The following is a 20,649-nucleotide window of genomic DNA, read 5'->3' as shown; positions in this document are numbered from 1 at the left end:
ATGAACCCACACCTGATCAAACTACTCGGCCTGTCCGGCTTCGCCGTGGCGATCTACGCGGCCAGCGCCAGCCTGCGCGCCGAGGAAATCCAGGCGCCGAACTTTACCGCTGAGCCTTGCTGCAGCCTGTGCCCGGCGGCCCATGACGCAAAGAACTACGTCACCCGCTACCAGCAGAACTTCACGACGCTGGTGCAGGCCCAGGGCGACTGGCTGTTTCGTACCCAGGAAGACCTGCGCACCGAATTCGATACCACCCCCGCCGGCTACAGGCGCATGCAACAGCTGCATGACGCCTTCAAGAGCAAAGGCGTGGAGCTGGTGGTGGTCTATCAGCCGACCCGCGGCCTGGTGGACCGCAATAAGCTATTCCCAGCCGAACGCGCCAAATTCGACTACGAGAAGGCCCTGTACAACTACCAGGCCATGCTCACGCGCTTCGCAAAAATGGGTTATCACGTCCCGGACCTGTCGCCCCTGACTAACGAACAGCAAGCCCACGATTTCTACTTCCGTGGCGACCAGCACTGGACCCCATACGGCGCCGAGCGCACCGCCAAGATCGTCGCCGAGACGGTGAAACAGATCCCCGGCTTCGCCGACATCCCCCATCGCGAATACGAAACCAAAGTCTCCGGGCGTATGGGCAAAACCGGCACCCTGCACAACATGGCCGGCCAGCTATGTGGCACCAGCTACTCGATCCAGTACATGGAGCAGTTCAGCACCGAGCCCAAGGGCGAGGCGGCGGATGGCGACCTGTTCGGTGACGCCGGCAACCCGCAGATCACCCTGGTGGGCACCAGTCACAGTGGCAAGAACTACAATTTTGCCGGTTTCCTGCAACAGTACATCGGCGCCGACATCCTCAACGTCGCCTTCCCCGGCGGTGGCCTGGAAGGTTCGATGCTGCAGTACCTGGGCAGTGACGAATTCCAGAAGACCCCGCCGAAGATCCTCATCTGGGAATTCTCGCCGCTGTACCGTCTCGACCAGGAAACTATCTACCGGCAGATGATGGCGCTGCTCGACAACGGTTGCGAAGGCAAGAGTGCCGACATGAGCGCCAGCACCACAGTCAAGCCGGGCAAGAACGAACTGCTGGTCAACAGCAGCAACCGCGACCTGCGCAACAGCGGGCACCAGGTCGACATCCGCTTCGCCGATACCTCGGTGAAAATCCTGCACGCCACCCTCTGGTACATGAACGGACGCCATGAGGACATCAAGATCGAGAAGCCAGAAACCTCCGACACCGACGGACGCTTCGCCTTCGAACTGCGCACTGACGAAGACTGGGCCAACCAGAACCTGCTGGCCGTCGAAGTCGAGGGTCCGGAAGCGGGCGCCGCAGCGCAGAAAGTCGAAGCGAAGATTTGCAAACGCAATGTATTCCCCAGCGCCGAGCCCCATGCGGCTCAAGCCGGGTTATGAGGTATGCGCCAATGAAACTCCGGACACTGCTTGCTCCTTCACTGCTTGGCCTGGCAATCCTGGCCAATTCGGCCCAGGCCGCCGCGCCGTTGCGCCCGCCCCAGGGATACTTTGCTGCCGTCGACAAGTTCAAAGCCAGCGACAGCAGCGAAGGCTGTGAAGCCATGCCCACACCCTATACCGGCCAGTTGCAGTTTCGCAGTAAATACGAGGGCTCCGACAAGGCCCGCGCAACCCTCAACGAGCAGTCGGAAAAAGCCTTTCGCGACACCACTGCCGACATCACCAAGATGGAGCGCGGTACCAGCAAGCGCGTGATGCAGTTCATGCGCGACGGTCGTGCAGAGCAATTGAGCTGCACCCTGAGCTGGCTCACCGCCTGGGCCCAAGCCGATGCACTGATGTCCAAGGATTTCAACCACACCGGCAAGTCCATGCGTAAATGGGCCTTGGGTAGCATGGCCTCGGCCTACCTGCGGCTGAAGTTCTCCGACTCTCGTCCGTTGGCGACCCACCTGCAAGAAGCGCAACAGATCGAGGCCTGGTTCAGCAAAATGGCCGACCAGGTGGTCAGCGACTGGGACAACCTGCCGTTGGAGAAAACCAATAACCACTCGTACTGGGCCGCCTGGTCGGTGATGGCGACCGCCGTCGCCACCGACCGTCGCGACCTGTTCGACTGGGCCGTGAAGGAATACAAGGTCGGTGCCAGTCAGGTCGACCCACAGGGTTTCCTACCCAACGAACTCAAGCGCCAGCAACGCGCCCTGGCCTACCACAACTACGCGCTGCCGCCGTTGGCGATGATCGCCAGCTTCGCCTTGGTCAACGGCGTCGACCTGCGCCAGGAAAACAACAATGCGCTCAAGCGCCTGGGCGACCGGGTGCTGGCCGGGATCAAAGACCCCGAGGAATTCCAGGCGAAAAACGGCAAGGAACAGGACATGACCGACCTCAAGATCGACTCGAAATTCGCCTGGCTGGAACCGTACTGCACGCTCTACACCTGCCCGACGGATGTACTCGAACACAAGCATAAGTTGCAACCGTTCAAGACCTTCCGCCTCGGTGGCGACCTGACCAAGGTCTACGACCCGACCCATGACAAGGGCACCCAGAAAGGCGATTAAAACGCGCTGGTACGGCTGTTGTGGCGAGAGGCCAAGCCCCTCGCCACGGATGTAGGTAATGACTCTCCGGTTGCACGGGGGGTTTGGGGGGGCTGCGGCTCCCGAACATTGATAAAACAAGGAGAGATCGGAATGGTATTTTCATCCAATGTGTTCCTGTTTCTGTTTCTGCCGATCTTTCTCGGCTTGTATTACTTGAGCGGGCAACGCTATCGCAACCTGTTGCTGCTGATCGCCAGCTACGTGTTCTATGCGTGGTGGCGGGTGGACTTCCTGGCGCTGTTCGTCGGCGTCACCCTGTGGAACTACTGGATCGGCCTCAAGGTCGGCGCCGCCGGTGTGCGCACCCAGTCAGCCCAGCGCTGGCTGCTGATGGGCGTGGCCGTCGACCTGAGCATTCTTGGCTACTTCAAGTACGCCAACTTCGGGGTCGACAACCTCAATGCGATCATGACCTCGTTGGGTCTCGAACCGTTTATCTTGACTCATGTGCTGCTGCCGATCGGTATCTCGTTCTACATCTTCGAGTCCATCAGCTACATCATCGACGTCTACCGCGGCGATACTCCGGCGACCCGCAACCTGATCGACTTCGCCGCCTTCGTGGCGATCTTCCCGCACCTGATCGCCGGTCCCGTGCTGCGCTTTCGCGACCTCGCCGACCAATTCAACAACCGCACCCACACCTTGGACAAATTCTCCGAAGGCGCCACGCGGTTCATGCAGGGATTCATCAAGAAGGTCTTTATCGCCGACACCCTGGCGGTGGTCGCCGATCATTGCTTCGCCCTGCAGGCCCCCACCACCGGCGATGCCTGGCTCGGCGCGCTGGCCTACACCGCGCAGTTGTACTTCGACTTCTCCGGCTACAGCGACATGGCCATCGGCCTGGGCCTGATGATGGGCTTTCGCTTCATGGAGAACTTCAAGCAGCCCTACATCAGTCAATCGATCACCGAGTTCTGGCGACGCTGGCACATCAGCCTGTCGACCTGGCTGCGCGACTACCTGTACATCACCCTGGGCGGCAACCGCAAAGGCACGCTGACCACCTACCGCAACCTGTTCCTGACCATGTTGCTCGGCGGCCTGTGGCACGGCGCGAACATCACCTACATCGTCTGGGGCGCTTGGCACGGCATCTGGCTGGCGATTGAAAAAGCCTTGGGCATCAACACCACCCCGCGCAGCTTCAACCCGATCCGCTGGGTCCTGACCTTCCTGCTGGTGATCATGGGTTGGGTCATCTTCCGGGCCGAAAACCTGCACGTGGCCGGTCGCATGTACGGCGCCATGTTCGGTTTCAATGGCTGGTCGCTGTCGGAACTCAACCGCGCCAGCCTCACCGGCCTGCAAATAGCGACTCTGGTGGTGGCCTACGCGACCCTGGCGTTCTTTGGCCTGCGCGACTTCTACAGCAACCCGCCCGCGCCAAAAGCCAAGCCCGCCGACGGCCCGGCCACGGCGCAACCCGGCCTGATCAAGGCCGCCCCCGGCGAGGCAGCTGGCAGCATCCACGAGCCCGGCTACAGCGTCGGGATCGAAGCCCAGGTGCAACCGGCTTACTGGGTGGCAGACTGGCCGCGCTACCTGATGCGTGCCCTGGTGTTGCTGCTGTTTATCGCCTCGATTCTCAAACTTTCGGCGCAAAGCTTCTCGCCGTTCCTTTACTTCCAATTCTGAGGGAGCCGACCATGACCCGCTCATTACGCATCCTCTACGCTGGCCTGTTTCTCTTCATTTTGCTGGCGCTGGGACTATGGTCTCTGCGCAGCTTCATCGGTTTCAGCACCAACGCCGACGCGACCGTGCTCAACGGGCGCTGGACCAAGGCTATCGAGACTCGTTACGACGGCGAGTTCCCAATCAAGCGCCTGGGCACCAACCTTTGGGCCGCGCTGGACTTCAAGCTGTTCAACGAAGGCCGTCCGGGCGTGGTACTGGGCCGTGACCATTGGCTCTACAGCGACGAGGAATTCAACCCCATCGCCAACGGGCAACAGAACCTGCAAGGCAACTATGCGTTGGTCGAAGGCGTGCGCCAGACCCTCAAGGCCAAAGGTGTAAACCTGGTGATGGCAATCCTTCCAGCCAAGGCCCGCCTGTACCCTGAACACCTCGGCACAGCCCGCCCGTCGGGCATCCATAGCCACCTCTATCAGGACTTCCATGCCCGCGTCGCCGCCGACCGGATCCTCGCTCCCGACCTGCTCGGTCCGCTGCAACAGGCCAAGCAGCAAGGCCGGCAAGTGTTCCTACGTACCGACACCCACTGGACCCCAGACGGCGCGCAGGTCGCCGCGACCCAATTGGCCAGTGCCATCGCCGCACAGACGCCGCTCAGCGGTACGCCACAGCGCTTTGTCACTGAAACCGAGAAGACTGAGCCGCACAAGGGCGACCTGACCCTGTTCCTGCCCTTGGACCCGCTATTCGACAATCTGATGCCTGCGCAAGAGCCGTTGGAAAAACGCATCACCCGTGCCGCTGAAGACCCGTCGGCCGGCGGCGACGCATTGTTCGCCGACAACGAAGTCCCGGTGGCGCTGATCGGCACCAGCTACAGCGCCAACCCGAACTGGAACTTCGTCGGCGCCCTCAAGCAGGCCCTGCACAGCGACGTGATCAATTACGCCGAGGCGGGTCACGGCCCGATCTCGCCGATGCTCGCCTACCTGAAAAGCGATGCCTTCAAGAACAACCCGCCGCAGGTGCTGATCTGGGAGTTCCCGGAACGCTACCTGCCGGCCAACAACGACATCGGCGATGCTGATCCGCAGTGGGTCGCGCAATTGAAAGCCGCTGGGATCCGCCAACAAAACCTGGTCCGGAACACAACCCAATCCGAGTCGCCTGTACAGGCGCAAAACTGAAAGAGAGGTAGACACCATGACCTTCGACACTACTCGTAAAAATACCGTCAGGACCGTGGCCATTGCCGCCGGCCTGAGCCTACTCTCACTGCAGGTCTGGGCGGGTGGCGACGCCGCGCTATACGGCCCGACCGCGCCGAAGGGATCGAGCTTCGTGCGCCTGTACAACGCCAGCAACCAGGAAATCAGCGCCACCGTCGGCGCCACCGCCCTCAATGATGTCGCGCCCCTGGCCAGCAGTGATTTCAGCTTTATGCCCGGTGGCGACTACAGCGCCAAGGTCGGCAGCCAAAGCCTGTCGGTGAAACTCGCCGCCGACCACTATTACACCCTGGTCAACAATGCCAGCGGCCAGCCACAACTGATCGAGGAACCGCCGTTCAAGAACAAGCAAAAATCCCTGGTGCGGGTGCAGAACCTGAGTGACAAGGCCCTGACCCTGAAGACTGCCGATGGCAAGACCGATGTCGTCCAAGCGGTGGCCGCCAAGGGTCGCGGCGAACGCGAGATAAATCCGGTGAAGGTCAGCTTCGCCCTGTACGACGGCAACCAGAAGCTCAGCGACCTCAAGCCGGTGGCTCTGGAGCGCGGTGAGGCGGCGGTGCTCTACGTCACCGGCAACGGCAGCAGCTTGTCGCCGGTCTGGGTCAAGCGTCCGGTGTCGACCCGTTGATTCGAGGTTTCTGGTTTTCCGGCTGCTACGCAGTCGAACGGGGGCAAGCCCCCTCGCCACACAGCTCTACCCCATAGCCCATAGATAAATTGCTCAAAGGAGAAACACCATGATTCCGATTATTCTGTCAGGTGGTAGCGGCTCACGCCTTTGGCCACTTTCGCGCAAACAGTTTCCCAAGCAGTTCCTCGCCCTCACCGGCGAACAGACGTTATTCCAGCAGACTCTCGAACGCCTGGTGTTCGAAGGCATGGATGCGCCTATCGTGGTCTGCAATAAGGACCATCGGTTCATCGTCAATGAGCAACTCAATAGCCGCCGCCTCGAAGCCCAGCGCATCCTGATGGAGCCGTTCGGCCGCAACACTGCACCGGCCGTGGCCCTGACCGCGATGCTGCTGCTCAACGAGGGTCGCGACGAGTTGATGTTGGTGCTGCCCGCCGACCACGTACTGGAAGACCAGAAAGCCCTGCAACGCGCCCTGGCCCTGGCCACCGTGGCCGCCGAGCGCGGCGAGATGGTGTTGTTCGGCGTGCCGGCGACCAAACCGGAAACCGGTTATGGCTACATCAAGTCGAGCAACGATGCACTGCTGCCCGAAGGCGTCAGCCGGGTCTCGCACTTCGTCGAAAAGCCCGATGAAAAACGCGCCATCGAGTTCGTCGAAGCCGGCGGTTATTTCTGGAACAGCGGCATGTTCCTGTTCCGCGCCAGCCGTTTCCTCGAAGAATTGAAGAAGCACGATCCGGATATCTATGACACTTGTCTGCTGACCCTGGAGCGCAGCCACCACGAGGCTGACACCGTGACCCTGGACGAAGCCACCTTCGCCCAGTGCCCGGATAACTCCATCGATTACGCGGTGATGGAAAAGACCCAGCGCGCCTGCGTGGTGCCGCTGATCGCTGGCTGGAGCGATGTAGGTTGCTGGTCGTCGCTGTGGAACGTGCATGAAAAAGACGAGAACGGCAACGTCAGCAAAGGCGACGTGGTGATTCAGGACAGCCGCAACTGCATGATCCATGGCAACGGCAAGCTGGTGTCGGTGATCGGCCTGGAAAACATCGTGGTCGTCGAAACCAAGGATGCCATGATGATCGCTCACAAGGACAAGGTTCAGGGCGTGAAACAGATGGTCAACACCCTCAACGAGCGGGGCCGTAGCGAAACCCAGAACCACTGCGAAGTCTATCGTCCGTGGGGTTCCTATGACTCGGTGGACATGGGCGGACGCTTCCAAGTCAAGCATATCTCGGTCAAACCCGGAGCCTGCCTGTCGTTGCAGATGCACCATCACCGCGCCGAACACTGGATCGTGGTCAGCGGCACCGCCGAAGTGACCTGCGACGAGAACGTGTTCCTGCTCTGCGAAAACCAATCCACCTACATCCCGATTGCCTCGGTACACCGCTTGCGCAACCCCGGCAAGATTCCGCTGGAAATCATCGAGGTGCAATCGGGCAGCTACCTGGGCGAAGACGATATCGAGCGGTTCGAAGATATCTACGGGCGTTCGACGCCGGTCGAGCGTGGTATCTCGGTGAAAACCATCGCCCAGTAACTCCCAGCGTTCCACCCACCCCCGCCCCGCTGGCTGCGCCCCCTATCCGCAGCGAGTGGGACCGGGGGTGTTCTTTTTGGCGAATCAAAGCGTAGTGGCCCAACCCAGGTTTCCCGACCGTGTCGTTCTCCTGGAGGTGGGCTTCTCAGAACTCAGGCGCGCAGGCCTACAGCGCGCTATAGGGACTAACCCCCAAGCCAACTTCTGATGCGGCCGAACAACGTTGGCGGCGGAGCGTTCACACGCTCATACTCATGGTTTAGTGCGTAAACCAGGAGGGCGATATTGTCGGCATTATCGGTCATAGCCAGTTGCCGCACCACGGGATCACGATTGAAGGCATTCACAAACGTTTGTTTGTTCGAAAATCCGACCGGGAGATTTTTTACCTGCCCCTCAGAGGGGCCGTTTTTAACGATGTCATAGGCTTGCATCTTAAGATCTAAATAGGTCCATATGTCTTCATGCCTGGATATATTCCCCTTATTCATATACCAATAATCCTTCGTTTTAAGATATTGATGTGACCACTCATGAATAAGAGTCACAGCCAATCTTTCGGAGTCTTCCAGCACAGAGGAGGACATATTAATATATAGTGTTTTATCCGCATCACCCTTATAAACATATGCATTATCCCTACGCCCGCTCGCCTCAAAGCCGACTATTCGAGCAGGATTAACGGTGTACGCCTGATCTCTCAAATGTTCAAGCAAGCCACCGCCAAAACCGGCTGTCGGTCGCTGCTCGCTCCCTGTGAAGTTGTGCAATATCTCGCTGCCAGGGTATTCGTAAAACTCTTGATTTTCTGCCGAAAGCGCAGCGACCGCATTATCCAACATCGTATGGGCGCGCATGATTGCCGCGGCAATGGTCTTACCCGCCTGAGGGCTGGATCTATTGATAGAGAGCAGGCCTCGATGGGTGATTATTTGACTCGTCGGAAAAGAATAGCGCGGCGACTTGTTTTCATCGAAGCCGTTGAAGTTGGCATCATTAGCAAGATTAAGTCGCGCACCTTCCATCGCCTTGTTCCAGCGTTTCCCGACCAACCCGGCAGCATCGCTGAGCATAACAGGGTTATTTTGTACGAATTGATAGCGATTAAATCCGTCGATATTACCGGCCGGATCAGGATTGAGCCAACGTTGTCGCCATGGCATGTAATACCTGAACCCATAATAATAAAGCCCCGTCGCGTCGCGCTCCTTACCCGAATAACGCACAGTCTTGTAACTCGCCTCAACGTCACCGCGCCCGGCAAACCAGGCGGTGCCACCGTAAGGGTGATAGGTCTCCTGGCTGATCACCTCGGCTTCGCCATCCAACTCCAGGTTGCTGGAACCCAGATGGTCGGCCAGGTTGTAGCGGTATTGGTCATTGGTGATTGCACAGGGCGGCGCTGTTTCCCAGTGCAGTACCCGCACGCTGTTGCGTCCGGCTTGCAGGCTGATCACCTGCAACACTTCGCCAGTACCTGTATGGCTTCGAACTTCCAGGCCCGGCAGGTAGCGAACCTCGGAAATCAACGAACGTGCATGAGCCTGAGCCGAGCGGATCTTTCGCCGACGCATCCCATCACCACCGTACAGATAGAGTTCCCGATCAGCCTCGGCGCCGTCCCGTTGCACCGGTCGCACCTCACGCAACTGATTGCGCAGGTCCCAAGTCATCGTCTGTCCCGGTTGCAGCTCCTGCAAATTGCCGCTGTCATCAAAAGCAGCGCCAATCTCGTCTTCGGTGGGCGGGCGGCCATTGCGTTCGGGCAGGCAGCGGTTGCTATAGCGGGCCGCCGTCAGTTTGCGACTGTGACTTTGTGGACCGACATGGATCAGTTCCAACAAGTTGCCAGCAGCATCATAGCGATAGGTCTGCTGATAATTAGCTATCGCGCGCGGATCCTCGAAACGATCGAGTCCCGGCCCTCGGCTGGCGCCGCCGGCTTCCCAACCGGTGGCCCTGATCAACCGATAAAGGCTGTCATAGCCGTATCGCTGGACCGGTTCCACTCGCTGATTAGCAAAATAGCGGATCGGCAGGGCCGCATCTTCAATGCTCAGCACGTTGCCTACCGCATCGTAGGCATACTGCAGGTCCTGGTGGGTGACTTCATTTCCATATCGGGCCTGAAGCCGTATCAGGCGGCCATCTTCAGGACGATAGGTCAGCGTACTGACCACATCGTTGCCGGCCGTTTCCTGTTCGACCTGGCCGCCAGCACTGTAGCGAATGGCACTGACCAGCGTTCGAGGTGTGGCCTGACCGCTGAGTTGCAGATGGCTCGCCAACAACTGGCCAGCAACCGTGTAATCGAACAGTTGTCGGTTGCCCTTGGCATCAACCTGCTCCAACACATCGCCCAGCGGGTTGCAGCCCGACCGAGTGGTGGCCGCCTGCTCCAAAGGCTCCAGCAGCGCGTCTCGCGCCAACAGCTCCGGGGGCCAATCCGGTGTGTCCAGCACACTCAAAAAGCGCTGAGTCTGTTCAAGTACCTGGCCTGTCAGGGCGTACTCGTCCAATGTCCGCGTACCCGCCGGATCATCGTGCCGGATCAATTGCCCGCATTGATTGTGAGCGGCGAAATCGGTGCCGGCATCGGCGTATTCATAACGTTCGGTGCAGCGCGCCGCCTGGCCCGCGCCCTGCTCGGAGATGGCCAGCGGTCGCCGTAGATCGTCATACTCGATCCGCCGTTCAGTACCCCGACCGTCCCAGGTTCGCATCAACTGATCGCCCTCGCCGAACAGGTTGATCCGCTCGCCGGCATCGACGCTGGAGGAGCCTAACACCTTGCCGGAAAGTGACTGGCAATTGATCAGGTTGGCCGGTGTCGCCGCATCATCGGCACTAAGCGCCCACAGCCTGGGGTCCCATTGCCTGACCAAACGCCCCATCGCGTCGTAGGCATTACGGTTGACCCGCTCCTCGGCCTGCGTCATCTCGACGGAACGACAATAGGCGACCGAACGCACCGCCAGCCCGCGCGGATCAATGACCGTCAGGGTCGGTGTGTGAGTGTGAATATCCACCATCAGTCCCGACATGGCTCAGCTTCTTCATGGGAGGCGCCAGCCTAGTAACCACCTAAATCCAGGCCGCGACTACTGTCAAAAATGACAGGGCCGACAAATGGTATCGAGCTGTTTACGACTATTCCCTTTCGTTTGACCGAATTTGAGATCAAACGACCAGCGTATGCGGGTAGGCCTGCAGGGTGCCGTGGTGGGTCACCAGGCTGATACCCTCGACCAGCGCTTGGGCCACCATGATGCGACCGAAGGGGTCACGATGAGGTGACGCCGGTCAGCATTCCGCGCCGCTTGGGAGCGGTGATGGGAACCAGCTTGGCAACAGGGATGTTGTGAATCTGCATGGTATTGCCTCAATGGATGGCTTGAGGAGCCAACTTAGTCCACGACATGGACTAAAGATCCCGTCAACCTGTAGCCTTACCTGCCAGACGACGTCATGGAGATTGTGCAACGCCACAGTGTCATCGTTCATCCCCGCCCGGCTGATGAACCTTGGCCGCCATCGCCTCCTCATGCAGATCGTTCTCATCCTCACTGATGCCGTACCAGCCGAGGTAGCGTTGGCGGCGCCACTGCTGCCTGGCGGTAACGGTCAGGGTCGGGCGCCCCAAGGGGTCATAGTATTGTTGGTCGCAATAACCGAATTGGCGGAACGAGGCATCATTGATGTAGCGCTGCCGGTCGACGAAATAGGGACGATAGGTGCGGATCGCCAACCCTTTGTTGTTGTATTCGACCCGCTCGCTGACACGCCAGCGCTCGGCAGCCTCGACGATCACCGGGCGCCCGTCCTCCAGCACCAGGGCGCCCTGCTCGTCGACCTGGTAGGCATCGCCCGGTTCGACCTTTTGCCGGGTTTGCAGCACTCGCCCGAAACCATCCCAGCTGGTGCCGGACACGCGGATCTGCCGTTGCAGATCACCGGGATAACGGTCCGCTTGCAAGGTCAGGGCATGCACCGGTTCCCGCCGCGCTTCGCGCACGGCGCTCGCCCAGGTCGAATCCACGACCTCGTTCGAGGGCGCTGCGGCCAGACGCCAGCGGGCCGAACAACGGATATGGCCACTGGGCAACAAGTCGCCCTGGCTGACACGCCGAGCGAACGCCTCATGCGTGTGCGGGTCCAGACGGCCCATCCAACTGCAAGGGTCCTGGAACAAGGCACTGGCAGCATCCTGGAGTGCCGACTGCGGATCATTCAGCGCCTGTTCGGGACTCTCGAAGGGCCGGCGGTAATCGTCAAGAGGGGCAAAGCCCACCGGTTCGCCGCGCTCGGTGCCCTGAAAGCTGGTGGCCTGGAGCTCGCCATAGGGACCGTAGACTGCTTCCTGGACATTGAGATTGGGATCGATAACCCGAACCGGCCGCAGGAATCGGTAATCGTTGACCGCCTCGGTGGTGCAGCCATCCGCCGACCGCGTGACACTGATCGGCAGGCAATAGTAGGGGTCATAAATCACCTGGGTGGCGCTCTGCCCTGCCGTTGCCTTGACCGACAGCACTTTGTAAAAGCCTTCTGCTCCGGCGTAGGCAACAAATCCCTTACGCACCGACCAGAGCACCGGTACCGGATCGTCCGGCAGGAACACCGGCATGCGGCGGTAGCCAAGGTGCGTTAATTCAGCTTCCAGAGCCGGCCGCTCCAGCACCCGCTCGTAAGCCTGCAAGGCCGTCTCATCGAGCTCGGCGACTTCCAGTTCGCCAGGTAGCGCCAGGAAATTCGCCTGACCATCCGGCTCCAGTCCCGCACTCAAAGGTTTTTGATAACGCTGTAAGGACAGGCTGCCCAGTGCCCAGTCCGGCGCCGAATCGATGAGGCCTTCCGGGTCCAGGCAGCGTTCGTAACCGAGATCGGCGGGCGTCAGTCGCCGGGATTCGAGCACCAACACATTGTGCCGCGACTGATAGGGCAAGCCCAGCCGCCAGCCTTGTCGGTCGCTCAGGTGGATAGCGCGGCGGCGGATTTCATCGAGGTAATAATAGGCTTGCTGGGCATCGTGGGCCGCGCGCCACCAGTCGCCCTCGTGAGGATCGGCACAGGGCGGCGGATCAGTCGCACGCTTGCGCCGCGCATAATGAACGGTCAGTTCGCGGGTCGATCCACCGTAGGCATCTCGGGCCAGATGAATCCGGTGCTGACAGACTGGGTCGTCGGGCTGGCGTTCGTATTGATAACTGATCGATTCCAACTCCAGAGGGAGCATCACCGCCATGGGCTGCTGCTCACAAGCCGGCCGCAGTTGCCGGACCAGATAACGCCACTGCTGCACGCAATAAGGCAAACTGACCAGGCGACTGTCATCCAAGCCGAATATCTCGATCCGCAGCGGCATCCCGACCAAGGCATTGGCCATTTCCGACAAGGTATCAGGACTATCGGGTTCGACGATCACGTCACGTCCGATGGGCTCATCGAAATGACTGAGCAAGGTCTTGCCCAACGGATGGGCCTCGGTGTCCGAGCGGTCATAGCCCTCTTGCGGCATGTCGGGGAAGCGCCCGGTGTGAAACCAGGTTTTACTCAGGACCGGCGCCGTATAACCCTCGGTCAAGGCTTCGGCGTCAGTGCTTTCGGCATCGGTTTGCAGCAGGAGGCCAAAGCCACGGAACTTGCGCGCCCGGCCATCGTAAAAACCCTGGCGGTAGCTGAAGTGTTGCGTCAGGCGATTGCCGCTGATTTCATCCCGTTGTTCCTGCCGGCTGACCAGGTGCATGGACAACGGCAGCAGGCACTCGACCGCCCGCGCCTCGGCTTGCAGCGCCTGTTTTTCATCCAGCCACTCTTGCGCCGAGGCCCGATAGCTCACCGTGCCGGCAGCGCCCATATTGTTATTCGTGGTCGTCAACAAATAAGGCTTGGCGTGAACAAAATCACAACGCCAATGCCGTGGCGACATATGCGGCACAGTCAGGACCAGGCTGGAGCAACCCAGCCCCTGTAGGTCGGCGACACTCACTTGGCACAGCCGATCGTAGCGCACCCCCGGCGGCCAAGGCAGCTTGTACGCTGTGGTTTCGAACGCATTGCCGCCACGGTTCATGAAGATTTCGATATGCTCGGACGTGAGGTACAAAATGTCCGTCGCTCCCGAGCCGTCGAGATCGGCCAAGCGGATACGCGCCGCCTCGAACGCCTCATAGGTATAGGGCAACGTCGCCAGGCGACGACCGTTACCGAAGCGCCCATGACCAAGGTTCGGCCAGCATTTGACTTCGTCGTGGCGGATGCGCACCAGGTGCTGCTGGCCGCTGCCCAGCACATCGCTGAAAGCCACCAGCTCCGTGTCACTCTCGCCTGGCAGGGGCAAGGCGTCGTCCGGCGCCAGGCGTTCGACTTCGCAGGCGCCGGCGAATCCCTGTTCGCGTCGGTTGGCATACAGACGCACGCTGCGTGGGCCGATCAGTGCCAGGTCGGACAGGCCGGCACCGATCAAGTCGGCCATTTGCCCCTGCGGATGAAAGAACTCCTGGGGAAACGCCGCGAAACTGGCGAATGACGACCAACTGCGGTCCGGGTTCAAGGTAAAAAACCCACTCATTGCGGGCGCGCAGACGAGCCAGTCGAGACGCCCGTCTCCCGTGAGGTCGGTGAGTGACTGGCGCACCGAGGCAGCGCTGTCGGCCAGCGGCAGTTGCGGCACTTCGCACCACTCGCCGTAAGCCACGTCATCGGCATGCGCCGCCGGTTGCGCACGCAGCGGTTCGCGGTAGTACCAGGCCTTGTCACTGCGATACAACATACCCGGCAGGCCCTCGCCGTACAGATCCACCAATTGATAGCCTTGGTCGTCGTTCAGGCCAGGCAGGGCGTCAAACGGGCGATATCGGCTCTCGCCAAGGTCGAAACCCGCGTAGTCGAACTCCAGTGGCGGCCAGTCCCGCAGGCTCCCGGCGGCGTCGTAGGCCTGGTCATGGGCGGCCACCAGTTGGCTGTAACCCAAAGCGGTGGGGCGATGCTCCAACAGCAGGCGCCGGACCAGGCAAGGGGCATCGCCCAAGGTCGCGGGAAAGTGATGAAACATCAGCACCTGCCGGCACAAACGCAAGGTGCTCAACTCAAAGCCGAAGGCAAAACTCGCACAAGGATCTTCGCGCAACGGCCACGGCTGTACCGCCTCGTAACCCGGCTTGTCGGTCAAGCCGTAGGGGCGTTCGCCATAATCGAACAGCAGATCGAAATGCCAGTCGGTCGGCAGCGTGCTTTCCTCCCAGAGATACAAGCCGGAATACGCGCTCGGATTGCCATAACGGACCCGGCTCAAGTAACGCCAAGCAGTGGGGTCAGGCGGTATCCCAGACATCAGGCCACTGGCGTCTTCCGCTCGGTACTCATAGAGGATGTGTTCGCCATGGGCGCTCACGGACTCCTCCAGCAGCCACTGCGCCACACCCCCCGGCGGTGCGCCGACCTGCGCCTGTGTGCGCTTGCCGTACAGATGCAGGCTGCCGTCGGCACCGTGCACCAGCCAGAAGCCCGGGTCCGTGACACCCACGCGCCAATGCTCGATCAGGTCGAAGGCGCCTTCGACTCGTGGAAAATGGCGAGTCACCTCATAGGTCCGTGCCAAATCCCGGTCCTGGTAGTGGCTTACGCGGTCGCGCCTAACTGTACCGTCAGCGTGGCGTTCAGGTAGCCATTCGACCTCGCCGGGACCGACAATGGCATCCTCTTCGTCGTAGCGCGGCACACCCTTGCTGGTTCGCCGGGCTACGTGCCCCAAGGGCACGGACCAACCCAGGCCGAACTCACTGTTGCCAGCCAGGCTGCTGTAGACCAGTGCCAGCGAGGGGGCGAAACCGCGTCCGGCGGAGATTGGCAGAGCGATATCGAACGACGCGCCCCCCAAGGCGCCGACGCTGCCCCAGCCCTTGCCGATGCTGTGAATCGCCCCGCCGCCCTTGGGCAAGCTGGGCGGGGTGATCGTAAGGGGCTGCTGATGGTCCATGTCGATGCCCTCTCATGCTCTAGTGGCCTGTGTGGTGGGTTCTATGAGTCCATTTCGGCGCCCTAAATCCCTGGCCTGCGTTGCTGTTCCTCGCCATAGCCCGGCTATGACTCGTCACAGCGTCTTGGCCATGGACTTATGGCATCCGAACTTGAGCTAACGAACTCACCGTACAGGCCACTAGCGCTGTATTGCACATGCACAATGATGTCGGTCAGGGATTCGAGCGCCGCCATTTGCGTGGCGTGATTGGCAAATCGCAGGCTCCAGCGTGAAACCGCGCCCGTGAGCTCGAACGGCAGGTAGCGAGCATCGTCGAAGTTGAGCCTGAACATACCGTCGTCGTCGATTCCGGAGGACACCGCTATCCGCTGGCTGGCCCGCAGGTTTTCCCTGGGCGGCACGCCGGGCATCAGCACCACGGCGTTGTAGGTCTGGGTGAGGATCGCCCGGACATCCTCGTAAGGCCCCACCACCATAGGCAGCGACAGGCCGATACGTTTGATCCGCCGGCGATAATGGCCGGGGTAATCGGCCTCGAACATCTTCTGTGTCAGTTCGAACTCGATACTGCCCTCCAGGCAGAGTTTTTCATGGAGGGTGTCCCAGTGCAGATTGATCGGCGACTCCGGGTCCAGGGCCTTCAGGTGGCGCAGTGAGACCGTCTTGGTGATTTCCAACCCGCGTTCGTTGCGATCCATATAGGCCACTTCCATTTTCTGCAGGTTCATCCGAAGCGAATCACCGGCGGTGAGACCACGACGAACGTCGCTCCAGGCATCGGGCTGGATGAAGTTGATGGCGTAGTCACCCTTTTCATAGCGCCAGCACTCTTGGGCGGCCAGGCACAGGGACAGGGTGCTGTCGTACAACTGATAATAAAAACGCGCGTATTGGCCATTGAGCCATTGATAGAGTTGCGCGTTGGTGAAGCGTTTCGACAGGAAGTCTTGGGTCACGATGGCCTGGTCCAGCGTGAGCTGAGCCTGATTCAGTTGAATGGTGGTCAATGCCTCCTGCTCGCTCAGGCCCATGAACTGGACATCGATCTGGGCGATTTCCAGTTCGGCTTGCTCGCGCGCCTGCATCCATTCCTGGTGGCGGCGACGCAAGGACGCAGTACGGTCTATCCCATCCGCCACCGACTTGGCGAGCAACGAGGCGCCCTGGGAAATTTTTGCCATGGCCCCAGCAACACCTTCGGCTTCGATGCCCGTGACTCCCGCCCCCGCGCTGGCGCCGGCACCATTGGCCACGCCACCCACCGCCCCGCCACCGCCCTCCGCCTCGAAGCCTGACGGAACGGGCTTCAAGGCATTTGCCGTGACCTCCGCGATGAACTGGGCAACCGTGAAGGCACGCGCAGTGTTGTTGAGGGAACTGACGCCCTCCTCCTCGGCGCTGACATATTCGTCACTGCGCCGACTGAAGAACTCCCGGCGTTGCTCGACACTGGCTTTGCCGGCCTCCAACGCATGCCGCCGCTCCAAATCGATTTTTTGCTGCTGTTCGACCATCTGTTTCGCAAACGGCGCCATGTCCCAGAGTTGCCGTTGCTGCAATTCAAAGCCTTCAGACTGCTCCTTACGCTCGATGATCGACAGTAGGGTGTTGCCGAACACTACCAGATTGGCCACCGCGTCCTTGGCCATGCCGACCATGGCGGTAAACCGGTAAGGCGGCACGTCCGGGGCCAGCAGGCGCGCCGCACCACCGCCCGTCGCACCTTGTCCGAAAGCGGCGAGCAGGTCGCTGGGGTTCAGCGGCGCGGCAAACAGCGGCAGGCTCAATACCTTGCCATCCAGGCTGAGATTGTTGCGCAGATTGTGCAATCGGGATTCACAGGTATTCCAATGCTCGATCAGGTGAGCGTTCATCGGTATGCGCAGATGGGGCGAGTCCAGGGTGAACAGCGTCGGGTCCGGAGCATGGCTGCGCAACAGCAATGGCGACTCGGCGAATTGCCAGGTAGCGACGCCGTGGGCGGCTCGCGCACTGTCCTCGCGCAGGCGCTCCTGCCGGGCCAACCGCCGCTCGTAGTCGCGCAGCGCCGCGCTGGTGTCGTTGGCCAATTGATGCAGGGTGATCGGTGTCCAGTGGTCGATCAGCCGGACATCCGGGCGTGGCCCCAACAGATCGAGCACCCGCACATACCAGAGCTTGGCTTCACCCAGGCTGTCAGGTGTGAGCTGACGGTAGGCACGATCCCCCCGGTCGATCAGGTTTTTCAGGTAGAAGTCATAGACCGCCTTGCGGTAATGCACCGGTTTACTGCTGGCGATCGCGTCGGGATCCACCGGTGCGCGCGCCGCGAAACCGGGGTCGCCGGGGTCGAGCAACGCACGCACGTTCCAGTAAAGCGGGCGTCCGCTGCTGTCGGGTTTATGGCTGGGATCGAAAATGAAACTCAACCAGAACTCTGCCTCGTTGAAATTCATTTCCAGGTTCAGTCGATGGGCCACGGCAAAGGGCAAGTGCAGAAATAGCTCCCAGAAATACAGGCCGTTGGCGCCGTTGAAATCCATGAAGTCGTTGGCGGCGGGCGGCTGTAGCGGCGGCTCCAATTGATGCTGGGTTTCCCAAGACAGAAGACTCTCCAGCGCGACATTGGCTTTTTCCACCAGGGTGCGGGCGAACAGGGTGTTCATTCGGATCGGCTGCCGCGGCGCCGTGGCAGAACCGTCCGACAGGTAGATATCGGAATCGGCAAAGTCAATGAATTCAGCGATGCCCAGGGTCGGACTCCCCCGCTTGCCAATGCCGGGGGCTCTCAAGGGGCGGGTGACGGGCAGCGAGGGTTCCAATTGAAGCTCTATGCACGTGTACTTGAGAGCACTGCCCACGTAACGGGAAGCCGTCGGCGTCACTTGCTCAAAGATGTACATGCCATGAGCGATGGGAATAACTTTCGAGTCTTGTGGCCAGGCTGTGTTCCAGTCCGGAAGCAAGGTTTCCTGGTTGATCGCAATGGTGGCCGTCAGGGCATCCGGTGGCTGGACAATCGGGCGAAAACCCGGAGTAGTCGCCAAGTTTGTGTTCAAGCCGTACCAGCTTTCTGGAGGCGTAAGCGGGGTGTTTTTAAGCCATGCCATGAAGTGGTGAAATAGGTAGTTGCTCTTAAGCGCTACATTCAATATATTCGAAACATTGGTTTCACTCGCATTGTCTTTACCTACGTGAGACACGGGACTTCTCGCAAGGCGGTCAAAAACTTCAGTTTTTATATACTTTCCAGCAAGACTGACCTCTTCGCCCCATTGCAAACCCTTAAGTGAAAGCGTCTGTAAATCCTGGTTATCCCTCAAATAAAAATCACAATTAGGCTCCCCTTGATCCGACTGCCTAACATGAAATCTGTAGTTTGAACCCCTGAAATAGAACACATCATAGCAAATCATATAAGAACCTTCCAAAAGCCTGAAAAAACCTTCGGATGAGGTACTCAACGATATAACAAAACAAAAGCTTGCACTCAGTCCGCCTTGAGCGTGGGCAACATCAAAGTTCGCCATATTACGAGTGCTCGACGAGGGAAAGGCATTGCTCGTCTTAACCGTCACCTCCAGCGCTTTGCTAGTCTGATTATAGACAACATCACTTGCGCTACTCGGATCTGCAATGTTTTTTTGCCCACCGGAGAAATTCCATTCGCTGGATTGCCCATGAGGAGAACTCGTCACTACCTCTTTCATTGCGATACGGAGACCAGGCATGGCAAATTGAAAGTTCTGCCTATTGGTCAAAGCAAATAACCGGCCGATTTTCAACACGAACGGCATTTTCACCTCAGGAAGATTACTGCGCGTGCCTTTCACATACCCCAGCTTCGGAAACAACGGGGTCACATTGAAACTCTTGTCGACCTGCGCGGTTTTCATAAAGGCGTATTTATCCAGCACGCCGTCCTCAGCCGGGCCGGGGACATAACCGGCATACAGAGCGATGAACAACGAGCCCGAGTCATCCACCGTCGCGATAGTCTGCAATACCCCCTCCAATGCCTCGGCATTGGGAAATACGTCAGCCTCGCTGATATGTTCGATATAAGTCAGCGGCACACTCCAGGTCTCATCGTACTTCTTGTAGGAAAGATTGCAGCGCATGGCCGTCTGCGGCGTTAGGGTGACCGTCGTATCGTTCGTGGTTCGACTGACTTGCGGGTCGCCGTTGAGTTCCACCACGTCGACCCAGATCACGAACAACCGATTGTTGAAAAACACCGGACGGATCGAGCCTTCCACCGTGGCCTCGGAAATACCCAGGTCCGCGTGTACCCAGTCCGACCAGGCACCTGGTGCCGGGTAGTCGACTTTCGGCCTGCCAGGTCCGGCGTCGCCCTTGAAGGGGCGCTCGGACATATCCACCGAGCGCCAGTAGTACTTGCGCTCGGCTCGCGACTTACCGATGAAGTAATAATGAGCGTTGGCAAAATCGGTGCTGGTGATATAGCCATTGACAATGGTCAGGTTGGCTACCTCTTCGAAACGGGCAAGATAGCTCTTGACCGCCTCCTGCGTGGTGTCCAAGTGGATCTTGTTCTGATTAATGTCGTCTTCCAGTTGCCGGAAATAACTGGATTTTTTCAGACGCAGGCTAGGGTCGATATAGATCGAGGGGTGATAGGCCAATTGTTGATTGGCAGCCCATAAAGGGTACTGGCATTGCCGGTCGCGCCACTCGACGATCTCGTGGGGCTCCAGGGTCTTGTCCTCATAACCCGGCTCCATGGCCATGAGCACGCCATTGACGTATTGCTGCAGGCTGGCGATGGCCGACGCCACCCAACTGCTGCGCACATCCTGGCTGACCTGGACATCGAGCAGCAGGAATTCATAGAGGTCGTTGAGGGTCTTGAGCTTGTCGGACACTCCCAACGCCTGCAACTGCGGGTCATTGGGCACTACTTCATCGAGGTAGTAGGCACAGAGTGCATCGCGCAGGGCCTCGTTGAGTTGACTGTCGATGGATGCAGACATGACTCGTCCTCCGTGGGATGGGCT

9 protein-coding genes are annotated in these 20,649 nt (G+C 59.7%); 6 read left to right on the top strand and 3 right to left on the bottom strand.

Annotated elements, in window-relative coordinates; all coding sequences use genetic code 11:
* The 6 genes from AWM79_RS03570 (at window position 1) to AWM79_RS03545 (ending at window position 7,671) form a co-directional block, all read left to right on the top strand.
* A complete protein-coding gene (locus tag AWM79_RS03570) occupies window positions 1-1,434 on the top strand; it encodes an alginate O-acetyltransferase (protein ID WP_017130746.1) in 1,434 nt (477 codons plus the stop codon).
* A gap of 11 nt (window positions 1,435-1,445) precedes the next feature.
* On the top strand, window positions 1,446-2,564 hold the full coding sequence (locus tag AWM79_RS03565) for a mannuronate-specific alginate lyase (protein ID WP_017130745.1): 1,119 nt from the start codon (window positions 1,446-1,448) through the stop codon (window positions 2,562-2,564).
* 132 nt (window positions 2,565-2,696) lie between these two features.
* Entirely contained in the window at window positions 2,697-4,247 is a 1,551-nt protein-coding gene (locus tag AWM79_RS03560; RefSeq protein ID WP_017130744.1) for an MBOAT family O-acyltransferase, read from the top strand.
* Window positions 4,248-4,258: 11 nt separating this feature from the next.
* The gene (locus AWM79_RS03555) at window positions 4,259-5,437 is read left to right on the top strand and encodes an alginate O-acetyltransferase (protein ID WP_017130743.1); all 1,179 of its coding nucleotides are present in this window, start codon (window positions 4,259-4,261) and stop codon (window positions 5,435-5,437) included.
* Window positions 5,438-5,453: 16 nt separating this feature from the next.
* On the top strand, window positions 5,454-6,110 hold the full coding sequence (locus AWM79_RS03550; RefSeq protein WP_017130742.1) for an alginate O-acetyltransferase AlgF: 657 nt from the start codon (window positions 5,454-5,456) through the stop codon (window positions 6,108-6,110).
* 109 nt (window positions 6,111-6,219) lie between these two features.
* The gene (locus AWM79_RS03545) at window positions 6,220-7,671 is read left to right on the top strand and encodes a mannose-1-phosphate guanylyltransferase/mannose-6-phosphate isomerase (protein WP_060782168.1); all 1,452 of its coding nucleotides are present in this window, start codon (window positions 6,220-6,222) and stop codon (window positions 7,669-7,671) included.
* A 185-nt stretch (window positions 7,672-7,856) separates the two neighbouring features.
* Here AWM79_RS03545 and AWM79_RS03540 read toward each other — a convergent pair whose 3' ends face one another.
* From AWM79_RS03540 to AWM79_RS03530, 3 genes are all read right to left on the bottom strand, one after another.
* Window positions 7,857-10,715 (bottom strand): RHS repeat domain-containing protein, encoded by a 2,859-nt coding sequence (locus AWM79_RS03540; protein ID WP_082712570.1) that lies wholly within the window; start codon window positions 10,713-10,715, stop codon window positions 7,857-7,859.
* A 449-nt stretch (window positions 10,716-11,164) separates the two neighbouring features.
* Complete coding sequence (locus tag AWM79_RS03535) at window positions 11,165-15,649, bottom strand: SpvB/TcaC N-terminal domain-containing protein (protein ID WP_060782167.1); 4,485 nt, start codon at window positions 15,647-15,649, stop codon at window positions 11,165-11,167.
* A gap of 104 nt (window positions 15,650-15,753) precedes the next feature.
* Entirely contained in the window at window positions 15,754-20,625 is a 4,872-nt protein-coding gene (locus AWM79_RS03530) for a Tc toxin subunit A-related protein (protein ID WP_060782166.1), read from the bottom strand.
* Window positions 20,626-20,649: the final 24 nt, after the last annotated feature.

The sequence above is a fragment of the Pseudomonas agarici genome (genome assembly GCF_001543125.1).
Classification (GTDB): domain Bacteria; phylum Pseudomonadota; class Gammaproteobacteria; order Pseudomonadales; family Pseudomonadaceae; genus Aquipseudomonas; species Aquipseudomonas agarici.
Note: the sequence above shows the minus strand (reverse complement) of the source record. Positions and strands in the feature narration are given on the sequence as shown.

Coding starts and splice junctions, on each gene's coding strand:
- AWM79_RS03570 (WP_017130746.1), top strand. CDS start 1: ATGAACCCACACCTGATCAAACTACTCGGCCTGTCCGGCTTCGCCGTG.
- AWM79_RS03565 (WP_017130745.1), top strand. CDS start 1,446: ATGAAACTCCGGACACTGCTTGCTCCTTCACTGCTTGGCCTGGCAATC.
- AWM79_RS03560 (WP_017130744.1), top strand. CDS start 2,697: ATGGTATTTTCATCCAATGTGTTCCTGTTTCTGTTTCTGCCGATCTTT.
- AWM79_RS03555 (WP_017130743.1), top strand. CDS start 4,259: ATGACCCGCTCATTACGCATCCTCTACGCTGGCCTGTTTCTCTTCATT.
- AWM79_RS03550 (WP_017130742.1), top strand. CDS start 5,454: ATGACCTTCGACACTACTCGTAAAAATACCGTCAGGACCGTGGCCATT.
- AWM79_RS03545 (WP_060782168.1), top strand. CDS start 6,220: ATGATTCCGATTATTCTGTCAGGTGGTAGCGGCTCACGCCTTTGGCCA.
- AWM79_RS03540 (WP_082712570.1), bottom strand. CDS start 10,715: ATGTCGGGACTGATGGTGGATATTCACACTCACACACCGACCCTGACG.
- AWM79_RS03535 (WP_060782167.1), bottom strand. CDS start 15,649: ATGGACCATCAGCAGCCCCTTACGATCACCCCGCCCAGCTTGCCCAAG.
- AWM79_RS03530 (WP_060782166.1), bottom strand. CDS start 20,625: ATGTCTGCATCCATCGACAGTCAACTCAACGAGGCCCTGCGCGATGCA.